Annotated in this window: 12 protein-coding genes and 5 pseudogenes; 15 read left to right on the top strand and 2 right to left on the bottom strand. The window is 57.4% G+C overall.

Features of this window, described 5'->3' with window-relative positions:
* The first annotated feature begins 101 nt into the window (after positions 1 to 101).
* From AU14_RS18840 to infA, 8 genes and pseudogenes are all read left to right on the top strand, one after another.
* Entirely contained in the window at positions 102 to 464 is a 363-nt protein-coding gene (locus AU14_RS18840; protein WP_236744250.1) for a hypothetical protein, read from the top strand.
* 68 nt (positions 465 to 532) lie between these two features.
* A complete protein-coding gene (locus AU14_RS00515) occupies positions 533 to 1,567 on the top strand; it encodes an agmatine deiminase family protein (RefSeq protein ID WP_094191109.1) in 1,035 nt (344 codons plus the stop codon).
* A complete protein-coding gene (locus AU14_RS00510) occupies positions 1,564 to 2,487 on the top strand; it encodes a carbon-nitrogen hydrolase (RefSeq protein ID WP_041338162.1) in 924 nt (307 codons plus the stop codon). Before AU14_RS00515 ends, AU14_RS00510 begins: the two co-directional genes overlap by 4 nt.
* A gap of 7 nt (positions 2,488 to 2,494) precedes the next feature.
* On the top strand, positions 2,495 to 3,406 hold the full coding sequence (locus AU14_RS00505) for an AAA family ATPase (protein WP_041338160.1): 912 nt from the start codon (positions 2,495 to 2,497) through the stop codon (positions 3,404 to 3,406).
* Positions 3,407 to 3,543: 137 nt separating this feature from the next.
* Positions 3,544 to 4,496 (top strand): annotated as a pseudogene (gene trxB / locus AU14_RS00500) (thioredoxin-disulfide reductase).
* Between the two features lie 189 nt (positions 4,497 to 4,685).
* Positions 4,686 to 5,398: pseudogene (gene aat / locus AU14_RS00495) on the top strand (leucyl/phenylalanyl-tRNA--protein transferase).
* Positions 5,399 to 6,112: an arginyltransferase gene (locus AU14_RS00490; protein ID WP_041338158.1), complete on the top strand. Its 714-nt coding sequence runs from the start codon at positions 5,399 to 5,401 to the stop codon at positions 6,110 to 6,112. It abuts the pseudogene before it with no gap.
* An 82-nt stretch (positions 6,113 to 6,194) separates the two neighbouring features.
* The gene (gene infA, locus AU14_RS00485) at positions 6,195 to 6,413 is read left to right on the top strand and encodes a translation initiation factor IF-1 (protein ID WP_014421226.1); all 219 of its coding nucleotides are present in this window, start codon (positions 6,195 to 6,197) and stop codon (positions 6,411 to 6,413) included.
* Positions 6,414 to 6,536: 123 nt separating this feature from the next.
* On the opposite strand, the gene clpA is transcribed toward infA, so the two are convergent.
* Both clpA and clpS read right to left on the bottom strand, forming a co-directional pair.
* Positions 6,537 to 8,807: an ATP-dependent Clp protease ATP-binding subunit ClpA gene (gene clpA / locus AU14_RS00480; protein ID WP_041338155.1), complete on the bottom strand. Its 2,271-nt coding sequence runs from the start codon at positions 8,805 to 8,807 to the stop codon at positions 6,537 to 6,539.
* Between the two features lie 18 nt (positions 8,808 to 8,825).
* Positions 8,826 to 9,184, bottom strand: a pseudogene (gene clpS / locus AU14_RS00475) (ATP-dependent Clp protease adapter ClpS).
* 344 nt (positions 9,185 to 9,528) lie between these two features.
* Between clpS and AU14_RS23075 the strand changes: the two are divergent.
* The 7 genes and pseudogenes from AU14_RS23075 to AU14_RS00440 all read left to right on the top strand — a co-directional run bounded on the left by AU14_RS23075 (position 9,529) and on the right by AU14_RS00440 (position 15,709).
* Positions 9,529 to 9,840 (top strand): cold shock domain-containing protein, encoded by a 312-nt coding sequence (locus AU14_RS23075; protein WP_041338153.1) that lies wholly within the window; start codon positions 9,529 to 9,531, stop codon positions 9,838 to 9,840.
* A gap of 272 nt (positions 9,841 to 10,112) precedes the next feature.
* On the top strand, positions 10,113 to 10,757 hold the full coding sequence (locus AU14_RS00465; protein WP_041338151.1) for a pseudouridine synthase: 645 nt from the start codon (positions 10,113 to 10,115) through the stop codon (positions 10,755 to 10,757).
* Entirely contained in the window at positions 10,754 to 11,203 is a 450-nt protein-coding gene (locus AU14_RS00460; RefSeq protein ID WP_041338148.1) for an NUDIX hydrolase, read from the top strand. The genes AU14_RS00465 and AU14_RS00460 overlap by 4 nt, the downstream gene beginning before the upstream one ends.
* 50 nt (positions 11,204 to 11,253) lie before the next feature.
* Positions 11,254 to 12,431 (top strand): annotated as a pseudogene (gene mnmA, locus AU14_RS00455) (tRNA 2-thiouridine(34) synthase MnmA).
* On the top strand, positions 12,428 to 13,066 hold the full coding sequence (gene hflD / locus AU14_RS00450) for a high frequency lysogenization protein HflD (RefSeq protein WP_041338147.1): 639 nt from the start codon (positions 12,428 to 12,430) through the stop codon (positions 13,064 to 13,066). The pseudogene mnmA and the gene hflD overlap by 4 nt, the downstream one beginning before the upstream one ends.
* A gap of 108 nt (positions 13,067 to 13,174) precedes the next feature.
* A complete protein-coding gene (purB, locus tag AU14_RS00445; RefSeq protein WP_041338145.1) occupies positions 13,175 to 14,542 on the top strand; it encodes an adenylosuccinate lyase in 1,368 nt (455 codons plus the stop codon).
* 16 nt (positions 14,543 to 14,558) lie between these two features.
* Positions 14,559 to 15,709, top strand: a pseudogene (locus tag AU14_RS00440) (JmjC domain-containing protein).
* Positions 15,710 to 15,712: the final 3 nt, after the last annotated feature.

Here is a 15,712-nt window from a genome sequence, read left to right as displayed (position 1 = left end):
CACGTTTATGACTTTTCCCCGGTGCAGAAAGACATTACGCTTTATCCACATCGATCCGATAACAATTTTCAGGCAAATCAGGCTCTAATGGAGAACAGTCAATGAAGAAAAAAAACATGATGCTGAGTGCACTGGCTCTGACGGCCTTTATCCTGGCACCGTCCGGCACCGTCGTTGCCGAGCAGATCACCATCCCGGTGGGCTCACAGACGGATCGCGCAAGCATCAGCATTCCCCAAATCGGCATGAGCCAAGCCTCTGTACGCGCCAAGTGGGGCGCACCCATGGAAATCCGGGGACCGTTGGTGAGCCGCCCATCAGCCAATGGTACTACCAGGACTTCATCGTCTACTTCGAAAATAACCACGTACTGCATACAGTACTCAAGCCCAAGCGCTGAACTCTGTTACAGTCCAACAACCTGGACGGGCATGCCATTGCTGGCATCGCCCCTGATGTTTTGACGCCTGTTTTGGTTAGAATGGCGGCTTTTACGATTTAAGGTGGCAGTAAAGTGACATCCAGACGTGTGATGCCCGCAGAATGGGCTCCGCAAAGCGCAGTAATGCTGACCTGGCCGCATCCGGGAACGGACTGGGCTGCTGTTCTCGACCAGGTTGAACCCGTCTTCATAGCCATTGCTGAAGCGGTGCTGCGTTTCGAGCATCTGCTGATCAGCTGCGAACATGTGGTTCGAGTCCAGGAACTGGAACAGACTCTGAATCGCTTCGCCCGCGAACAGGGGCTGCCGGGACGAGCCGTGTGCGTTCCTGCGCCCGCCAACGATACCTGGGCCCGGGATCATGGCCCGCTGGCGGTGCAGACGGACGATGGTTTGACCCTGCTGGACTTTCGTTTCAACGCCTGGGGCGGGAAGTTTCCCTGGGAAAAAGACGACGCCCTCAATCGCCACCTGGCCAATGCCGGCGCTTTTGGGACCACACCTCTGGAAGCGGTGGATTTCATATTGGAGGGCGGCTCCGTTGAATCCGATGGTGAAGGCACGTTGCTCACCACCAGCGAATGCTTGCTGACACCGACCCGGAATCCGGCCCATGATCGCGCCGCTATCGAACAGCTGTTGTTCGACCAACTGGGTGCCGATCGCGTGCTCTGGCTCAACCACGGCTTCCTGGCTGGCGACGATACCGACAGCCACGTCGATACCCTGGCGCGGTTCTGCAGCCCGGACCGTATCTGTTACGTGGCCTGTGACAACCCGGAAGACGAGCACTATGGTGCCCTGTCGGCCATGGCTGAAGAACTGCGGGAATTCCGCCAGCGCGACGGTTCGCCCTATCAGCTGACTGCCCTGCCCTTGCCCGATCCTATTCACGACGACGAAGGCACCCGGCTTCCGGCCACCTACGCAAACTTTCTGATCATCAATGGCGCCCTTCTGCTGCCCATCTATGGCGCACCACAGGATGAAGACGCCATCAGCATCATGGCGGACCTGTTCCCGGACCGGGAAATAGTGCCCATTAATTGTCGGGCGCTGGTTTTGCAGCATGGCAGCCTGCATTGCGTCACCATGCAAATTCCCGAAGGAGTTGTCGCCTCATGAGCAGCCGCCACGACAGTCAACTGTTGAACCTGGCCGCTATCCAGCAGGCATGCAGTTCCGATAAGGCAGCGAGTCTCGCTACTACCGAAAAACTGGTGCGCGAAGCCGTCGCCAATGGCGCCAACCTGGTTGTGCTACAAGAGCTTCACGCCACGCTCTATTTCTGCCAAACCGAAGACACCGATGTATTCGAGCTGGCCGAGCCGATTCCAGGCCCTACCAGCGAGCGCCTTTCCAGCCTGGCGAATGAACTCGGCGTCGTTCTGGTTGGCTCCATCTTCGAACGCCGGATGAATGGTGTCTACCACAACACCGCAGTGGTGTTTGAATCCGACGGCTCACTGGCGGGCATGTACCGGAAAATGCACATACCGGACGACCCGGGTTTTTACGAGAAGTTTTACTTCACCCCCGGCGATGCCGAATTCAACGATGGTCGCAGCGGCTTCACCCCGATTGAGACCTCTGTTGGCAAACTGGGCGTACTGGTGTGCTGGGATCAGTGGTATCCCGAGGCTGCGCGCCTGATGGCACTAGCCGGCGCCGAAATCCTTATTTACCCCACGGCCATTGGCTGGGACGTGACCGACGACCCGGACGAGCAGGCGCGTCAGCTTGAAGCCTGGGTGACGGTGCAGCGAGGCCATGCGGTCGCCAATAATCTGCCCGTGGTTGCCCCGAACCGGGTCGGCACCGAGCCGGATCCCTCCAGACAATCGGATGGCATCCGTTTTTGGGGTAACAGTTTTGTCTGTGGTCCTCAGGGCGAATTCCTCGCCCGCGCCGACGAATCCAGCGAATGCATTCTGAGCGTCACCATCGACCGAACCCGAAGTGAATCGGTCCGCCGCATCTGGCCGTATTTGAGAGACCGTCGCATCGATGCGTACAGCGACATCCTCAAACGCGTAAGGGACTGACCCCGGAATGAAGAAACTGATTGATACCGTTGTTCACGAGCTGAACCAGATACTGCTTGGAAAGGATCAGCAGGTGCGCCTGGCCATGTGCGGCCTGCTCGCTCGCGGCCACCTGCTGATCGAAGACATTCCCGGCATGGGTAAGACCACCCTGTCACATGCGCTCGCCAAAATCATGGGCCTGAGCTATCAGCGTATCCAGTTCACCAATGATTTGTTGCCTGCCGACGTACTGGGCTATTCCATGTACGACAAGGAAGCGGGCAGCCTGGTGTTCCACCCGGGCCCGATCTTTGCCCAGGTGGTGCTTGCGGACGAAATCAACCGGGCGTCACCGCGCACCCAGAGCGCGCTGCTCGAAGCCATGGAAGAGCGCCAGGTTTCGATTGAGGGCGAGACTCGCCCGCTGCCCCAGCCGTTTTTCGTCATTGCCACCCAGAATCCCATTGAACAGGGCGGCACCTTCCCGCTGCCCGAATCACAGCTTGACCGTTTTCTGATGCGCCTGCGCCTGGGTTACCCGGACCCGCGAGCGGAGCGGGAACTGCTTGAAGGCGAAGACCGCAAAGTAATGACCGACCGGCTCAAGGCGATGCTGCCCCAGGCCGAACTGGCAACACTGCAGGATGCGGTCAGCCAGGTTAAAGCCAGCCCCGCCCTACTCGACTATGTTCAGCGCTTGCTGGAACAAAGCCGGCGCATGCCAGGCCTGCTGTACGGCCTGTCTCCCCGCGCAGGCCTTGGCCTGGTGCGCGCTGCCAAGGCCTGGGCCCTGATGGAAGGCCGCCAGCACGTGCTGCCCGACGACATCCAGACCGTGTTCCCCTCAATTGCTGAGCACCGCCTGGAACAGGGTGAGTCCGGCAAGAGCGCCGAGCGGGTTCGGCAACTTCTGGCGACCGTCTCTGTCCTTGAGTAAATAGCAAAGTTTTATAAGCGGAATTGGCCAAATCGAATGGCAGAAAGCAGCATTCGTGTTAGCCTTTCGCCCTTTCTTGACAGAACTGGGCCCGGAATCGGCGCTCAGCGTCGTACTGAATTTAGTGAGAGATAGACATGACCGATACCAAGCACTCCCGACTGATCATTCTTGCTCTGGCCCTGCCGGATACACCGCGGCCGTATATGCAGCCCGAGCCAACCTGAACCCGACCCTGATTACCGGTATCGAAGTCGGCGGTCAGCTCACCACCACCACAGACGTGGACAACTGGCCTGGCGATAACGATGGTGTCCAAGGTCCGGAACTGATGCAACGCATGCTCAAACACGCCGAGCGCTTCGAGACCAGCATTGTCTATGACACTATCAACGAAGCCGACTTGCACAGCCGTCCGTTCCGCCTGAAAGGCGACAATGGTGAGTACACCTGCGACTCCCTGATCATTTCCACTGGTGCTTCCGCCATGTACCTGGGCCTTGAGTCGGAAGAAAAATTCAAAGGCCAGGGCGTATCCGCCTGCGCAACCTGCGACGGCTTCTTCTACAAGAAACAGAAAGTTGCGGTAATTGGCGGTGGTAACACGGCGGTCGAGGAAGCCCTGTACCTGTCCAACATCGCCGACGAAGTGACCCTGGTTCACCGTCGCGACAGCCTGCGTGCCGAGAAGATCCTGCAGGACAAGCTGTTCGAAAAAGCCGAGAACGGCAACGTGAAGATCGTCTGGGATCACACCCTGGATGAGGTACTGGGCGATGCCACCGGTGTAACCGGCATGCGCATTAAGAGCACCAAAGACGATTCCACCCAGGAAATCGATCTGGCGGGCGTGTTCATCGCCATCGGCCACAAGCCCAATACTGACCTTTTCCAGGGCCAGCTTGATATGGAGAACGGCTACATCCGCATCCGCTCCGGTCTTGAGGGCATGGCAACCCAGAGCAGCATTCCTGGCGTGTTTGCCGCCGGCGACGTGGCCGACCACGTCTACCGTCAGGCAGTCACCTCGGCCGGCTTCGGCTGCATGGCCGCACTGGATGCCGAGAAATTCCTGGATCAGCAAGACTGAACTAAACTGGGGACGCACCATCAATAACTTGAAAGGACCTGTGGGAATCTATCGTTGAAACTGTGCGGAGCCATGGATGGCGTAGCCAAGCGTACACGGACGTATTCACAGCGTGTTTCAGCGATAGATTGCCACGGGTCCAAACACGGAAGTAGATACCACTCAGTTTGACTTCCTCAGTGGAGCAGGATGACCTCACTACCTTGGCTTGACCCGGACCAACTCTGGTTCCCTCCTGTAGATGAAGCACTGGACGACCCCGATGGGCTGTTGGCTCTCGGCGGAGATCTGTCCACCGAACGACTCCTCCTTGCCTACCGAAATGGCATATTCCCCTGGTACAGCGATGACCAGCCCATCCTCTGGTGGTCCCCCGATCCACGCTGCGTATTGTTGCCCGGAGACATCCACGTATCCCGTAGCTTGCGCCGAACCCTGAATCAGGGTCGCTTTCAGGTTACCGCCGATCAGGCTTCGGCCGGGTTATTCGCCTGTGTGCGACCACACGGGCAGAGGGCACCTGGATTACCGAAGACATGATCGCCAGCTTCTCCGAACTGCACCGGCAGGGTGTGGCCCACTCCATTGAAGTCTGGAATCAGTCCGGCGAACTCGCCGGTGGCATGTATGGGCTCGCAATTGGGCAATGTTTTTTCGGGGAGTCCATGTTTTCACTGGAAACCAACGCCTCCAAGGTGTTGATGGTGCACTTGGCCCACCAGCTTCAGGAGTGGGATTACAGGATCATGGACTGTCAGGTCGAGAGCCGACACCTGCTGACTATGGGGGCGCGAACCATTTCACGCAGCGAGTTTTTATCTATACTCAGGGCATGCGTTGATCGAAAACCGAACCAACGTGACTGGAAAATCCGCTGGCAATGGTCTGGGCCGGAGGCGTGAATGAGCAATCTTAGAACATTGGTGTTCTTCGCAACCCCACCTCACGATTGCAGCTACCTTCCGGATCGAGAAGCGACCACCATGTTTGTGGATCCGCGGGCTCACATCGACAAGAAACTGTACAGCCAGCTTACCGCCCTCGGTTTTCGTCGTAGTGGCTCACACTACTACCGCCCCCACTGCGAAAACTGTAACGCCTGCATTCCCGTTCGCCTGAAAGTGGATGACTTTGAGCCCGACCGGAACCAGAAGCGAGTACTACGCAAGAACGAGGACCTGGAATACAGCCTGGTTCCGGCCCGGTTTAACGAACACTATTACCGGCTGTATGCCCGCTACATCGAAGAGCGCCATAAGGACGGTGACATGTACCCGCCCTCCCCGGAACAGTTTTCTTCGTTCCTGGTGGAAGGCGCCACCGATTCCTGGTTCCTGGAGATTCGCCTGAACCATGAGTTGATTGGCCTGGCAGCGGTTGATCTGCTCGACGACGGTCTTTCCGCTATCTATACCATTTTCAAACCTTCGCTTGAGCACCGAAGCCTCGGCACTTTCGCCATTTTGTGGCAAATCGAGGAAGCCAAGCGACGGGGTCTGCCCCATCTTTACCTGGGCTACTGGATTCGGGAATGCCGGAAAATGAACTACAAAACCCGATTCCAGCCCATTGAAGCCTTGCGGGAAGGGCAATGGCTGCCCATGGAGTTAAACTGATTTTTGCCAAAGGCTGATAAATCAGGCAGAATTGCGCAATTTAAAATCACGAGAAGTACATTCCACGAGAGGTTTCTACTGAATGGCGAAATCAGATGTCATTGAAATGGAAGGCGTCATTATCGATACCCTTCCAAATACCATGTTCCGTGTTGAACTCAGCAACGGTCACGTGGTGACTGCTCATATCTCCGGAAAGATGCGCAAAAACTACATCCGCATCCTGACCGGCGACAAGGTCAAGGTTGAGCTGACTCCCTATGACCTGAGCAAGGGCCGCATTGTGTACCGCGCCCGTTAAGGCCGACTGACATCTGAAAAGCCCCGCCCGGGGCTTTTTTGTTGGTAAAAACAGTTAGTCGCCGATATAAAAAAACCGCTGCCATAGGCAGCGGTTTTTTATTGCTTACAGAGTGCCGGTTTCTTACACCGCCTCTGCTGGCTCGTCCTCATAATCGAAGACCAGCTCATCATCGCGCAGATGGATGAACACATCCCCGCCCTTCTCAGAAAGGCGCCCAAACAGGATCTGCTCGGCCAGCGGTCGCTTGATCTTGTCCTGAATCAAGCGGGACATCGGCCGTGCCCCCATAGTGACATCATAACCCTTCTCTGCCAGCCACACCTTGGCGTCCTCATCCACATGCAGGACAACATGCTTCTCATCCAACTGCGCCTGCAGCTCGGTGAGGAACTTGTCGACCACGTGAGTGATGGTCTCCTTCTGCAGATCGGCAAACTGGATGATGCCATCCAGACGGTTGCGGAACTCCGGCGTGAAGGTCTTGCTGATAATCTCCATGCCGTCAGTGCTGTGATCCTGCTCGCTGAAGCCGATGGAACGGCGAGCCATACTTTCTGCCCCCGCGTTCGTTGTCATCACCAGGATCACATGGCGGAAGTCCGCCTTGCGGCCGTTGTTGTCAGTCAGGGTGCCGTGGTCCATCACCTGCAACAGCAGGTTGAACACTTCCGGATGGGCTTTTTCGATCTCATCCAGCAGCAGCACGCAGTGCGGATGCTTGTTGACCGATTCGGTCAGCAGACCACCCTGGTCGTAACCTACGTACCCCGGAGGCGCACCAATCAGGCGTGACACGGTATGCCGCTCCATGTACTCGGACATATCGAATCGAACCAGCTCGATGCCCAGCACTTTCGCCAACTGCTTGGTGACTTCGGTTTTACCGACACCAGTCGGACCGGCAAACAGGAACGCCCCTTCCGGTTTCTCCGGCGCTTTCAGCCCGGCACGCGCCAACTTGATAGCCGTGGACAGGGACTCGATGGCCGGATCCTGGCCAAAGACAACCATTTTCAGGTCGCGCTCCAGGTTGCGGAGCAGATCCTTGTCGCTGGTGGATACGTTCTTCGGCGGAATCCGCGCGATGTTGGCCACCACATCTTCGATGTCGGTCACATCGATAGCCTTCTTGCGCTTATTCTCCGGCTGCAGACGTTGCCGTGCGCCCGCTTCGTCAATGACGTCGATGGCCTTATCGGGCAGATGACGGTCAGTGATGTAGCGGTCGGCCAGTTCCGCCGCAACTCGAAGGGCCTTGTCGGTGTATTTCAGATCGTGGTGCTTTTCGAAGTTGGGCTTCAACCCCTTCAGGATCTGATACGTGTCTTCAACACTTGGCTCGTTCACGTCGATCTTCTGGAAACGACGCGCCAGGGCGCTGTCTTTCTCAAAAATTCCACGGAATTCCTGGAAAGTTGTTGAACCGATGCAGCGGATCTCGCCCGAGCTCAGCATGGGCTTGAGCAGGTTGGAGGCATCCATCACGCCACCAGACGCGGAACCAGCCCCGATGATGGTGTGGATCTCATCGATGAACAGGATCGCGTGCTGCTCTTTTTTCAGCTCAGCCAACAGGCCTTTAAGGCGCTTTTCAAAATCGCCCCGGTACTTGGTGCCGGCCAGCAGTGCGCCGAGGTCCAATGAGTAGACCACCGCGTCGGAAATGATATCCGGCACCTGGCCATCGACGATGCGCTTAGCCAAACCTTCGGCGATCGCAGTCTTGCCGACACCGGCCTCACCGACCAGAAGCGGGTTATTTTTCCGGCGCCGAACCAGGATCTGTACTACCCGTTCAACCTCGTGCTCTCGCCCAATCAGCGGATCAATCCGCCCCTGGCGAGCTTGCTCATTGAGATTGGTGGCGTAGCTTTCCAGCGGCTTGGAATGCCCGCCTTCTTCACCGGTTTCATCCGGAGCGGCCTGATCATGGCCCTCCTGGTCTTCCGCACCCTGCACCCTGGAGATGCCGTGGGACACGAAGTTAACCACATCAATACGAGCAATGTTCTGCTTCTTCAGAACGTAGACCGCTTGGCTCTCCTGCTCACTGAAGATAGCAACCAAAACGTTAGCGCCAGTCACTTCCTTCTTGCCGGAAGACTGGACATGAAATACAGCCCGTTGCAGCACGCGCTGAAATCCAAGGGTAGGCTGGGTTTCGCGCTCACTGTCACTGCTCGGAATGAGCGGTGTTGTTGAGTCTACGAATTCCATAAGCTCTTCTTGAAGTCGCTGGAGATCTGCTCCACACGCTTTCAGAACGCCCACCGCCGATTCGTTATCTAACAAGGCCAGCAATAAGTGCTCCACGGTCATGAATTCATGACGCTTGTCGCGAGCACTCTTGAAAGCCGTATTCAGCGTAATTTCTAGATCTTTACTCAGCATGGGCCACCCCAACGTCTGTCAGTCCGCACGTTCAATCTCGCAAAGCAGCGGATGTTCGCATTCCGAGGAATACTGGTTCACCTGTGCTGCCTTCGTTTCTGCGATGTCTCGGGTATATACCCACATACGGCCTTTCCTTGCGTATGGACGAGCAGCATCACCTGCGTCGCCTTCTCTTCGTTCATGCCGAAGAACTTCATCAACACTTCCACAACAAAATCCATGGGCGTGTAATCGTCATTCAGAAGCACTACGCGAAATCGCGCCGGGCGCTTCAGGGCAGGTTTTTCGGGCGCAACACTGAGATCGTCTTGGCGTCCCGGTTGTTCGTCCTCCCCCTGATTAAATACTAGTAGAGAATCTTCGATAGTCCGCATCATTCTTTACCGGTTTATCGGTGCCCTTTGCATAATGTGGTTGTCTGACCCCGTGTTTTCAAGCTAAGTCGAGAACCGGGCGCGAGGAATTCAACTATACGCGCATGATACCGGTTCCAGACCGCCTTCAACCACACATTCCGGCAATAGAAACTATTGACTCGACGCGCCGATTGGCCGAAAGTTAACTTGCATTGTTAAATAATGTAAATTCCAACGCATGTTATGTAACCGGCACCGATCAATGAGGGTTATGTAACCGAAATCCGCTTCCAGTGACATAGAGCGGAATGTTCACAACACCAATAATAAAATGTGACAGCACATGAACAGGGGAGTTCATCATGCCAAGAGGCAAGGTTAAATGGTTCAACAATGCCAAAGGGTACGGTTTCATCATTGAGGACGGCTGCAGTGACGATCTGTTTGCCCACTTTTCATCGGTCCAAATGGACGGCTACAAGACACTGAAGGCTGGCCAACCCGTTACCTTTGACAAAAAACCCAGCGATAAAGGCGTCCACGCCATCAATATTGTCCCCGATGCACAGCCCCAGAAAGCGACGCAAGAGAATGCTGGCGCATCAGAGGAGGTCAAAACTGATGACCCGGACCCAGGTCGGAGCGATTTCCCGCCGCGTGCAGCAAACGCCTGACCAATCGTTGACAAGTGGCCCTGGCACGCCTGCCCTGAGGCAGGCGACGATGTAGTGCGCGATAATGAAACTGTAAGCGGGCTTGCGCACTTTCTCCCTGCGACACCCTGAACCCAATTCAGGCAGCTCTGCCTGTTGCCTCCTGAAACCTGCACTCTTTGTAGCCGACCTCATAGCCCCACAACGACTTTGCCGGCCACCATTGGTAAAGTAACCCTGCAATCGATATTTTTGCTGAGCTCCAACCTATCACTGCGGACGCGCTGGAAGTAATGGCCAACCTGATTCTCTTCAATAAACCCTTTCGTGTACTCAGCCAGTTCACTGACGATCGCCAGGACAGCGGGAAACCGGTCAGGGCGACCCTTGCGGACTGGATTCAGATACCCGGCGTGTATCCGGCCGGCCGGCTCGATTACGACTCCGAGGGCCTGCTGCTGCTGACCAGCGAAGGCGCCCTACAGCATCGCATTGCTTCACCTACCGCCAAAATGCCTAAAACCTACTGGGTACATGTGGAGGGTGACATAACCAATGACGCTCTCTCCCGACTCGAGCGCGGCGTCCGGCTCAAGGATGGCAATACGGCACCGGCGAAGGCCCGCCGACTCAACCAGCCCGAGATCTGGCCCAGAACACCGCCGGTCAGGTACCGGGAATCGGTGCCCACCAGCTGGCTGGAGCTGACCATTACCGAGGGCCGAAACCGACAGGTACGACGCATGACCGCTGCGGTCGGCTTCCCAACCCTCCGGCTGATCCGCTACCGTATAGGAGACTGGACCCTGGGCAGCTTATTGCCGGGCCAGCACCGCGGTATCACCGTCCACGTCCCTACGGCGCCCCCACGTCGCAACCATCCGGGGCGGCGAAAACCGGGCAAACCCCACAGCAGCAGGAGCAGAAAACAGCCATGACCTGGACACCCCACGCCACTGTCGCCGTTATTGTTGAAGACCAGGAAGGCCGGTTTCTGGTGGTCGAAGAAACCAGCGGCGGCCGCGTCGTCTTCAATCAGCCTGCGGGCCATGTCGAGGAGGACGAGGCCATTCTGGACGCGGTCAAGCGTGAAACCCTGGAAGAAACCGGTTGGGTGGTGGAGCCCGAGCATTTCCTTGGCGTTTACACCTACAAGGCGCCTGCCAACGGCGTCACCTACTACCGCTTCTGCTACTCGGCCAAAGCCCTTGAACAGGTCAGCGAGGAACTCGATACCGGCATCATTGCCGCGCACTGGCTGTTGCTGGAGGACATCCGTGGGCTGAAAGACCAGCTCCGCAGCCCGTTGGTGCTCGAATGCATAGAAGATTACCGAAATGGCCGGCGCTACCCGCTCGATGTCATCGTCGACGCGCAGACGTAATGCCGGACAAATGGTAGACTTGGCAGCTTTTCACCCAGACTGACGTTTTCATGACACACGCATCCGAAACACCTCCCGCAGCAAATACCCGAGTAATCGTCGGCATGTCCGGCGGCGTCGATTCTTCTGTCGCCGCCTGGTTGCTGAAAGACCAGGCTATCAGGTCGAAGGCCTGTTCATGAAAAACTGGGACGAAGACGATGGCACCGAGTACTGCACCGCAATGACCGATTTGGCAGACGCCCAGGCGGTTGCGGACAGCATCGGCATCAAGCTTCACACTGCCAGTTTTGCCGCCGAGTACTGGGACCGTGTGTTTGAGCACTTCCTGTCGGAATACACCGCCGGTCGCACCCCTAACCCGGACATTCTGTGCAACAAAGAGGTTAAGTTCCGGGCATTTCTCGATTACGCCGTTACCCTGGGTGCCGATTATATTGCCACCGGTCATTACACCCGCCAGCGTCCACTGTCCGACGATTCCGGCCGGGCTCAGCTGCTGAAAGGCCTGGATGCCAACAAAGACCAGAGCTACTTCCTTCACGCAGTCTCAGGTGAGCGTATCGCCCGCACCCTGTTTCCGGTCGGTGAGCTGGAAAAACCTGAAGTTCGTCGGATTGCCGAAGCCCAGGGTTTTGTCACTCATGACAAAAAAGATTCCACCGGCATCTGCTTCATCGGCGAACGCAAGTTCACCGATTTCCTGAAGCAGTACCTGCCCGCGCAACCGGGTGACATCGAGACACCGGATGGCAAGGTCATCGGTCGTCACCAGGGCCTGATGTACCACACCATTGGCCAACGCCAGGGCCTCGGTATTGGAGGCCTCAGCGAATTTGGCGATGAACCCTGGTACGTTGCCGAGAAAGACCTTACCCGCAACGTTCTTATTGCGGTTCAGGGAAAGCACCACCCGCTCCTGTTCGCGCGCGGACTGGTGTCCGGCCCAATCGACTGGGTGGCCGGCGAACCACCGGCCTCCCAATTCCGTTGCAAGGCCAAAACCCGTTACCGTCAGCCTGATCAGGACTGCGAGGTTTTGGTGCTGGATGAGGGCGTCAAGGTGGTCTTCTATGATGCTCAGCGAGCAGTCACTCCGGGTCAGTCCGTGGTTTTCTACGATGGCGAGGTCTGCCTGGGCGGTGGCGTGATCGAGGAAACCTGGCGTGATGGTGAAGCACTGCCGGCCCGCCTCTCCGAACAATGCCAGCAGGAATTGGGCGCATGAGTCGATCCCTGAACGATCAGACCCTCGCCCTGGCTGGCGTGTGTCAAGCTGCCAACCTGGTCCAGCAAATTGCTCACAACGGCCAGTGCTCGGAGACCAGCCTCGAAACCTGCATCCGCTCGCTGTTCGCCACCGATCCGGCCTCAACCCTGGATGTCTATGGCGGCGATCTCGCGGACATTCACGAGGGACTGGTTACACTCTCATCGGTGCTGAGCCAGCAGAGCAAGCAGCAGGACATTGAGGTACTAAGGTACGTGCTCAACCTGATCCAGCTGGAAGCTAAACTTAATCGCAGCCCGGAAATGCTGGACGCCATTGGCTCCCGCATTGATCAGGCTCGTCACACAGCCAGCCACTTTGGCTATACCCACAGCAACCTGATTAGCAATCTCGCCTCAGTGTACGCCGATACCATAAGCACCTTTCGGTTACGCATTCAGGTGAGCGGCAATCCCAGTGTCCTGCAGCGCGAGGAAAACGCCGCCAAAGTCCGCGCCCTGCTGCTTGCAGGCATCCGTTCCGCGGTTCTGTGGCGCCAAACAGGCGGCCGACGCTGGCAGCTGATTTTCAATCGCAAGAAAGTCATCGAGCACGCCCGGCAGCTGGCCGACAAGGCCAACAGTCCACTGTAGCTCTGGAACAACAGTTCCCACACAACTGCGTCCGGCGCGGCGCTGGTGTATCATATGCGCCCCTAATTTTCTTTTGGCCCGATCCGTTAACGATTTGAGAGGTTTTCGATGGAACTCACCGCCCTGACCGCCATTTCCCCGGTCGATGGACGCTACGGCAGTAAAGTCAGCGTCTTCCGAGACATTTTCAGTGAGTATGGCCTGATCAGGAACCGGGTAACCGTCGAGATCCGCTGGCTCCAGAAGCTGGCCGCGCACCCCGGAGTTACCGAGGTTCCGGCGTTCTCCGCCGAAGCCAATGCGTTTCTGGACAAACTGGTCAGCGAGTTCAACCTCGAAGATGCCCAGCGCATCAAGGACATCGAGCGCACCACCAATCACGACGTAAAAGCCGTTGAGTACTTCATCAAGGAACAGATTGCTGAATTCCCTGAACTGCACGCGGTGACCGAGTTTGTTCACTTCGCCTGCACCTCCGAGGACATCAACAACCTGTCCCACGCACTGATGCTGCGCGAAGGCCTTGATCATGGCCTGCTTCCCGCCATGGCTCGGTTTGTCGACAAACTGGGCGAACTGGCGCAAGAACACGCTGAGCAACCGATGCTGTCCCGCACCCACGGTCAAACAGCCTCGCCGACCACCGTTGGCAAGGAATTCGCGAACGTGGTGCACCGCCTGCGTCGCCAGGTTAAGCAGATTCGCGCCGTCGAATTGCTGGGCAAGATCAACGGTGCTGTCGGCAACTACAACGCCCACCTGTCGGCGTACCCCGAGATTGATTGGGCCGCCAACGCCCGTGAGTTCATTGAAAGCCTGGGCCTGGACTGGAACCCGTACACCACCCAGATCGAACCCCACGATTACATCGCCGAGCTGTACGATGCGGTCGCGCGTTTCAACACCATCGTGATTGATCTGGACCGCGATATCTGGGGCTACATCTCCCTGGGCTACTTCAAGCAGAAGACTGTGGAAGGCGAAGTGGGCTCCTCCACCATGCCTCACAAGGTGAACCCGATTGACTTCGAGAACTCCGAAGGCAACCTGGGCATTGCCAACGCCCTGCTCAATCACCTCGCCGCCAAGCTGCCAATCTCCCGCTGGCAACGAGACCTGACCGACTCCACCGTGCTGCGTAACCTGGGTGTCGGCTTTGCCCACAGCCTGATCGCGTACGAGGCGACACTGAAAGGACTGGGCAAACTGGAAATCAACCCGGCCCGCCTGGACGAGGACCTTGATCACGCCTGGGAAGTTCTGGCCGAACCGATCCAGACTGTGATGCGCCGGTACAACATTGAAAAGCCGTACGAGAAACTCAAGGCCCTGACCCGCGGCAAGGCCATGACGCCGGAAGTCATCCAGAGCTTTGTTCAGTCACTGGATATTCCCGACACCGCCAAGCACGAGCTGATGGCGCTGACACCGGGCGGCTATATTGGCAACGCTGTCGATCAGGCACGCAACATCTGAAACTTGGAGTGTAGGCATGGATATGCTCGGTGGGCTGACCGCCTCTGAATTTCTGCGGGATTACTGGCAGAAAAAGCCGCTGGTCATCCGCCAGGCGTTTCCGGGGCTGACCTCACCCGTCAGTCCCGACGAACTGGCCGGACTGGCGTGCGAAGAGGGCGTGGAATCCCGCATTGTCCTGGAAAACGACAATGGTAAACCCTGGCAGCTGCACAATGGCCCGTTCACGCCCGAACGCTTCAGCCAGCTTCCAGAGCAGGATTGGACCCTGCTCGTGCAGGGCCTCGACCACTGGGTTCCCGAGGTGGCAGATGTGCTGGAACACTTCCGCTTCGTACCCAACTGGCGCCTTGATGACATCATGGCCAGTTACGCCCCCAAAGGCGGAAGCGTAGGCCCACACTACGATCAGTACGATGTGTTCCTGCTGCAAGCCCAGGGTGAACGCCGCTGGACCTTCGGTGGACACTGCGACCAGGCATCGCCACGGGTAGAAGGCACCCCCCTGCGCATTCTCAGCGGCTGGGATGGTGAGGAAACCGTTACCCTGGCACCGGGCGACATGCTTTACCTGCCCCCGGGCGTTGGCCACCATGGGGTTGCCGTCGACGACTGCATTACCCTGTCCATTGGTTTCAGGGCCCCCACTGTTGATGACGTGCTGACCGGCTTCACCGACTTCCTGTGCAGCCAGGCCGATTCCAGCGAGCACCTGGGCGATCCAGACCTTCAGGTTCAGGACAACCCCGGCACCATCCAGCCCGCCGTGATCGACACTCTCGACGACCTGCTGCGCGAAAAACTGGGGGATCGTCGAAAGCTCTCACTCTGGTTCGGCCAATACGCCACCGCGCCGAAGAGCATGGACATTGTCGTTCCCGCCGAGGAGCCGGCGTCACCCGAGGAGCTGGCCGCGGCCATTCAAGCCGGAGAACAGCTGCGCTGGAACGAGGCTCCCGCTTTGCCTACTACGATTTTGACGACGATACCGCGCTGTTCGTGGATGGCGAACAGTATCTGCTGAAAGGTGATGCCCGACCGATGGCACCGCTGCTCTGCGCCGGCGCCTACATTGATGCCGATCGCCTGGCGCAGTTCACCGATGACGAAGCCCTGCTCGGACTGCTGTGCACGTTGTATAATCAGGGATCGGTCTACTTCGAATAGTTG

Origin of the sequence: Marinobacter similis, assembly GCF_000830985.1 — a bacterium.
Lineage (GTDB): Bacteria > Pseudomonadota > Gammaproteobacteria > Pseudomonadales > Oleiphilaceae > Marinobacter > Marinobacter similis.
The sequence above is the reverse complement of the archived record's forward strand: the minus strand, read 5'-3'. Positions and strand labels throughout refer to the sequence as shown.

Excerpts from the sequence above, each read along its gene's own strand:
- AU14_RS18840 (WP_236744250.1), top strand. The coding sequence starts at position 102 with ATGAAGAAAAAAAACATGATGCTGAGTGCACTGGCTCTGACGGCCTTT.
- AU14_RS00515 (WP_094191109.1), top strand. The coding sequence starts at position 533 with ATGCCCGCAGAATGGGCTCCGCAAAGCGCAGTAATGCTGACCTGGCCG.
- AU14_RS00510 (WP_041338162.1), top strand. The coding sequence starts at position 1,564 with ATGAGCAGCCGCCACGACAGTCAACTGTTGAACCTGGCCGCTATCCAG.
- AU14_RS00505 (WP_041338160.1), top strand. The coding sequence starts at position 2,495 with ATGAAGAAACTGATTGATACCGTTGTTCACGAGCTGAACCAGATACTG.
- AU14_RS00490 (WP_041338158.1), top strand. The coding sequence starts at position 5,399 with ATGAGCAATCTTAGAACATTGGTGTTCTTCGCAACCCCACCTCACGAT.
- infA (WP_014421226.1), top strand. The coding sequence starts at position 6,195 with ATGGCGAAATCAGATGTCATTGAAATGGAAGGCGTCATTATCGATACC.
- clpA (WP_041338155.1), bottom strand. The coding sequence starts at position 8,807 with ATGCTGAGTAAAGATCTAGAAATTACGCTGAATACGGCTTTCAAGAGT.
- AU14_RS23075 (WP_041338153.1), top strand. The coding sequence starts at position 9,529 with ATGCCAAGAGGCAAGGTTAAATGGTTCAACAATGCCAAAGGGTACGGT.
- AU14_RS00465 (WP_041338151.1), top strand. The coding sequence starts at position 10,113 with ATGGCCAACCTGATTCTCTTCAATAAACCCTTTCGTGTACTCAGCCAG.
- AU14_RS00460 (WP_041338148.1), top strand. The coding sequence starts at position 10,754 with ATGACCTGGACACCCCACGCCACTGTCGCCGTTATTGTTGAAGACCAG.
- hflD (WP_041338147.1), top strand. The coding sequence starts at position 12,428 with ATGAGTCGATCCCTGAACGATCAGACCCTCGCCCTGGCTGGCGTGTGT.
- purB (WP_041338145.1), top strand. The coding sequence starts at position 13,175 with ATGGAACTCACCGCCCTGACCGCCATTTCCCCGGTCGATGGACGCTAC.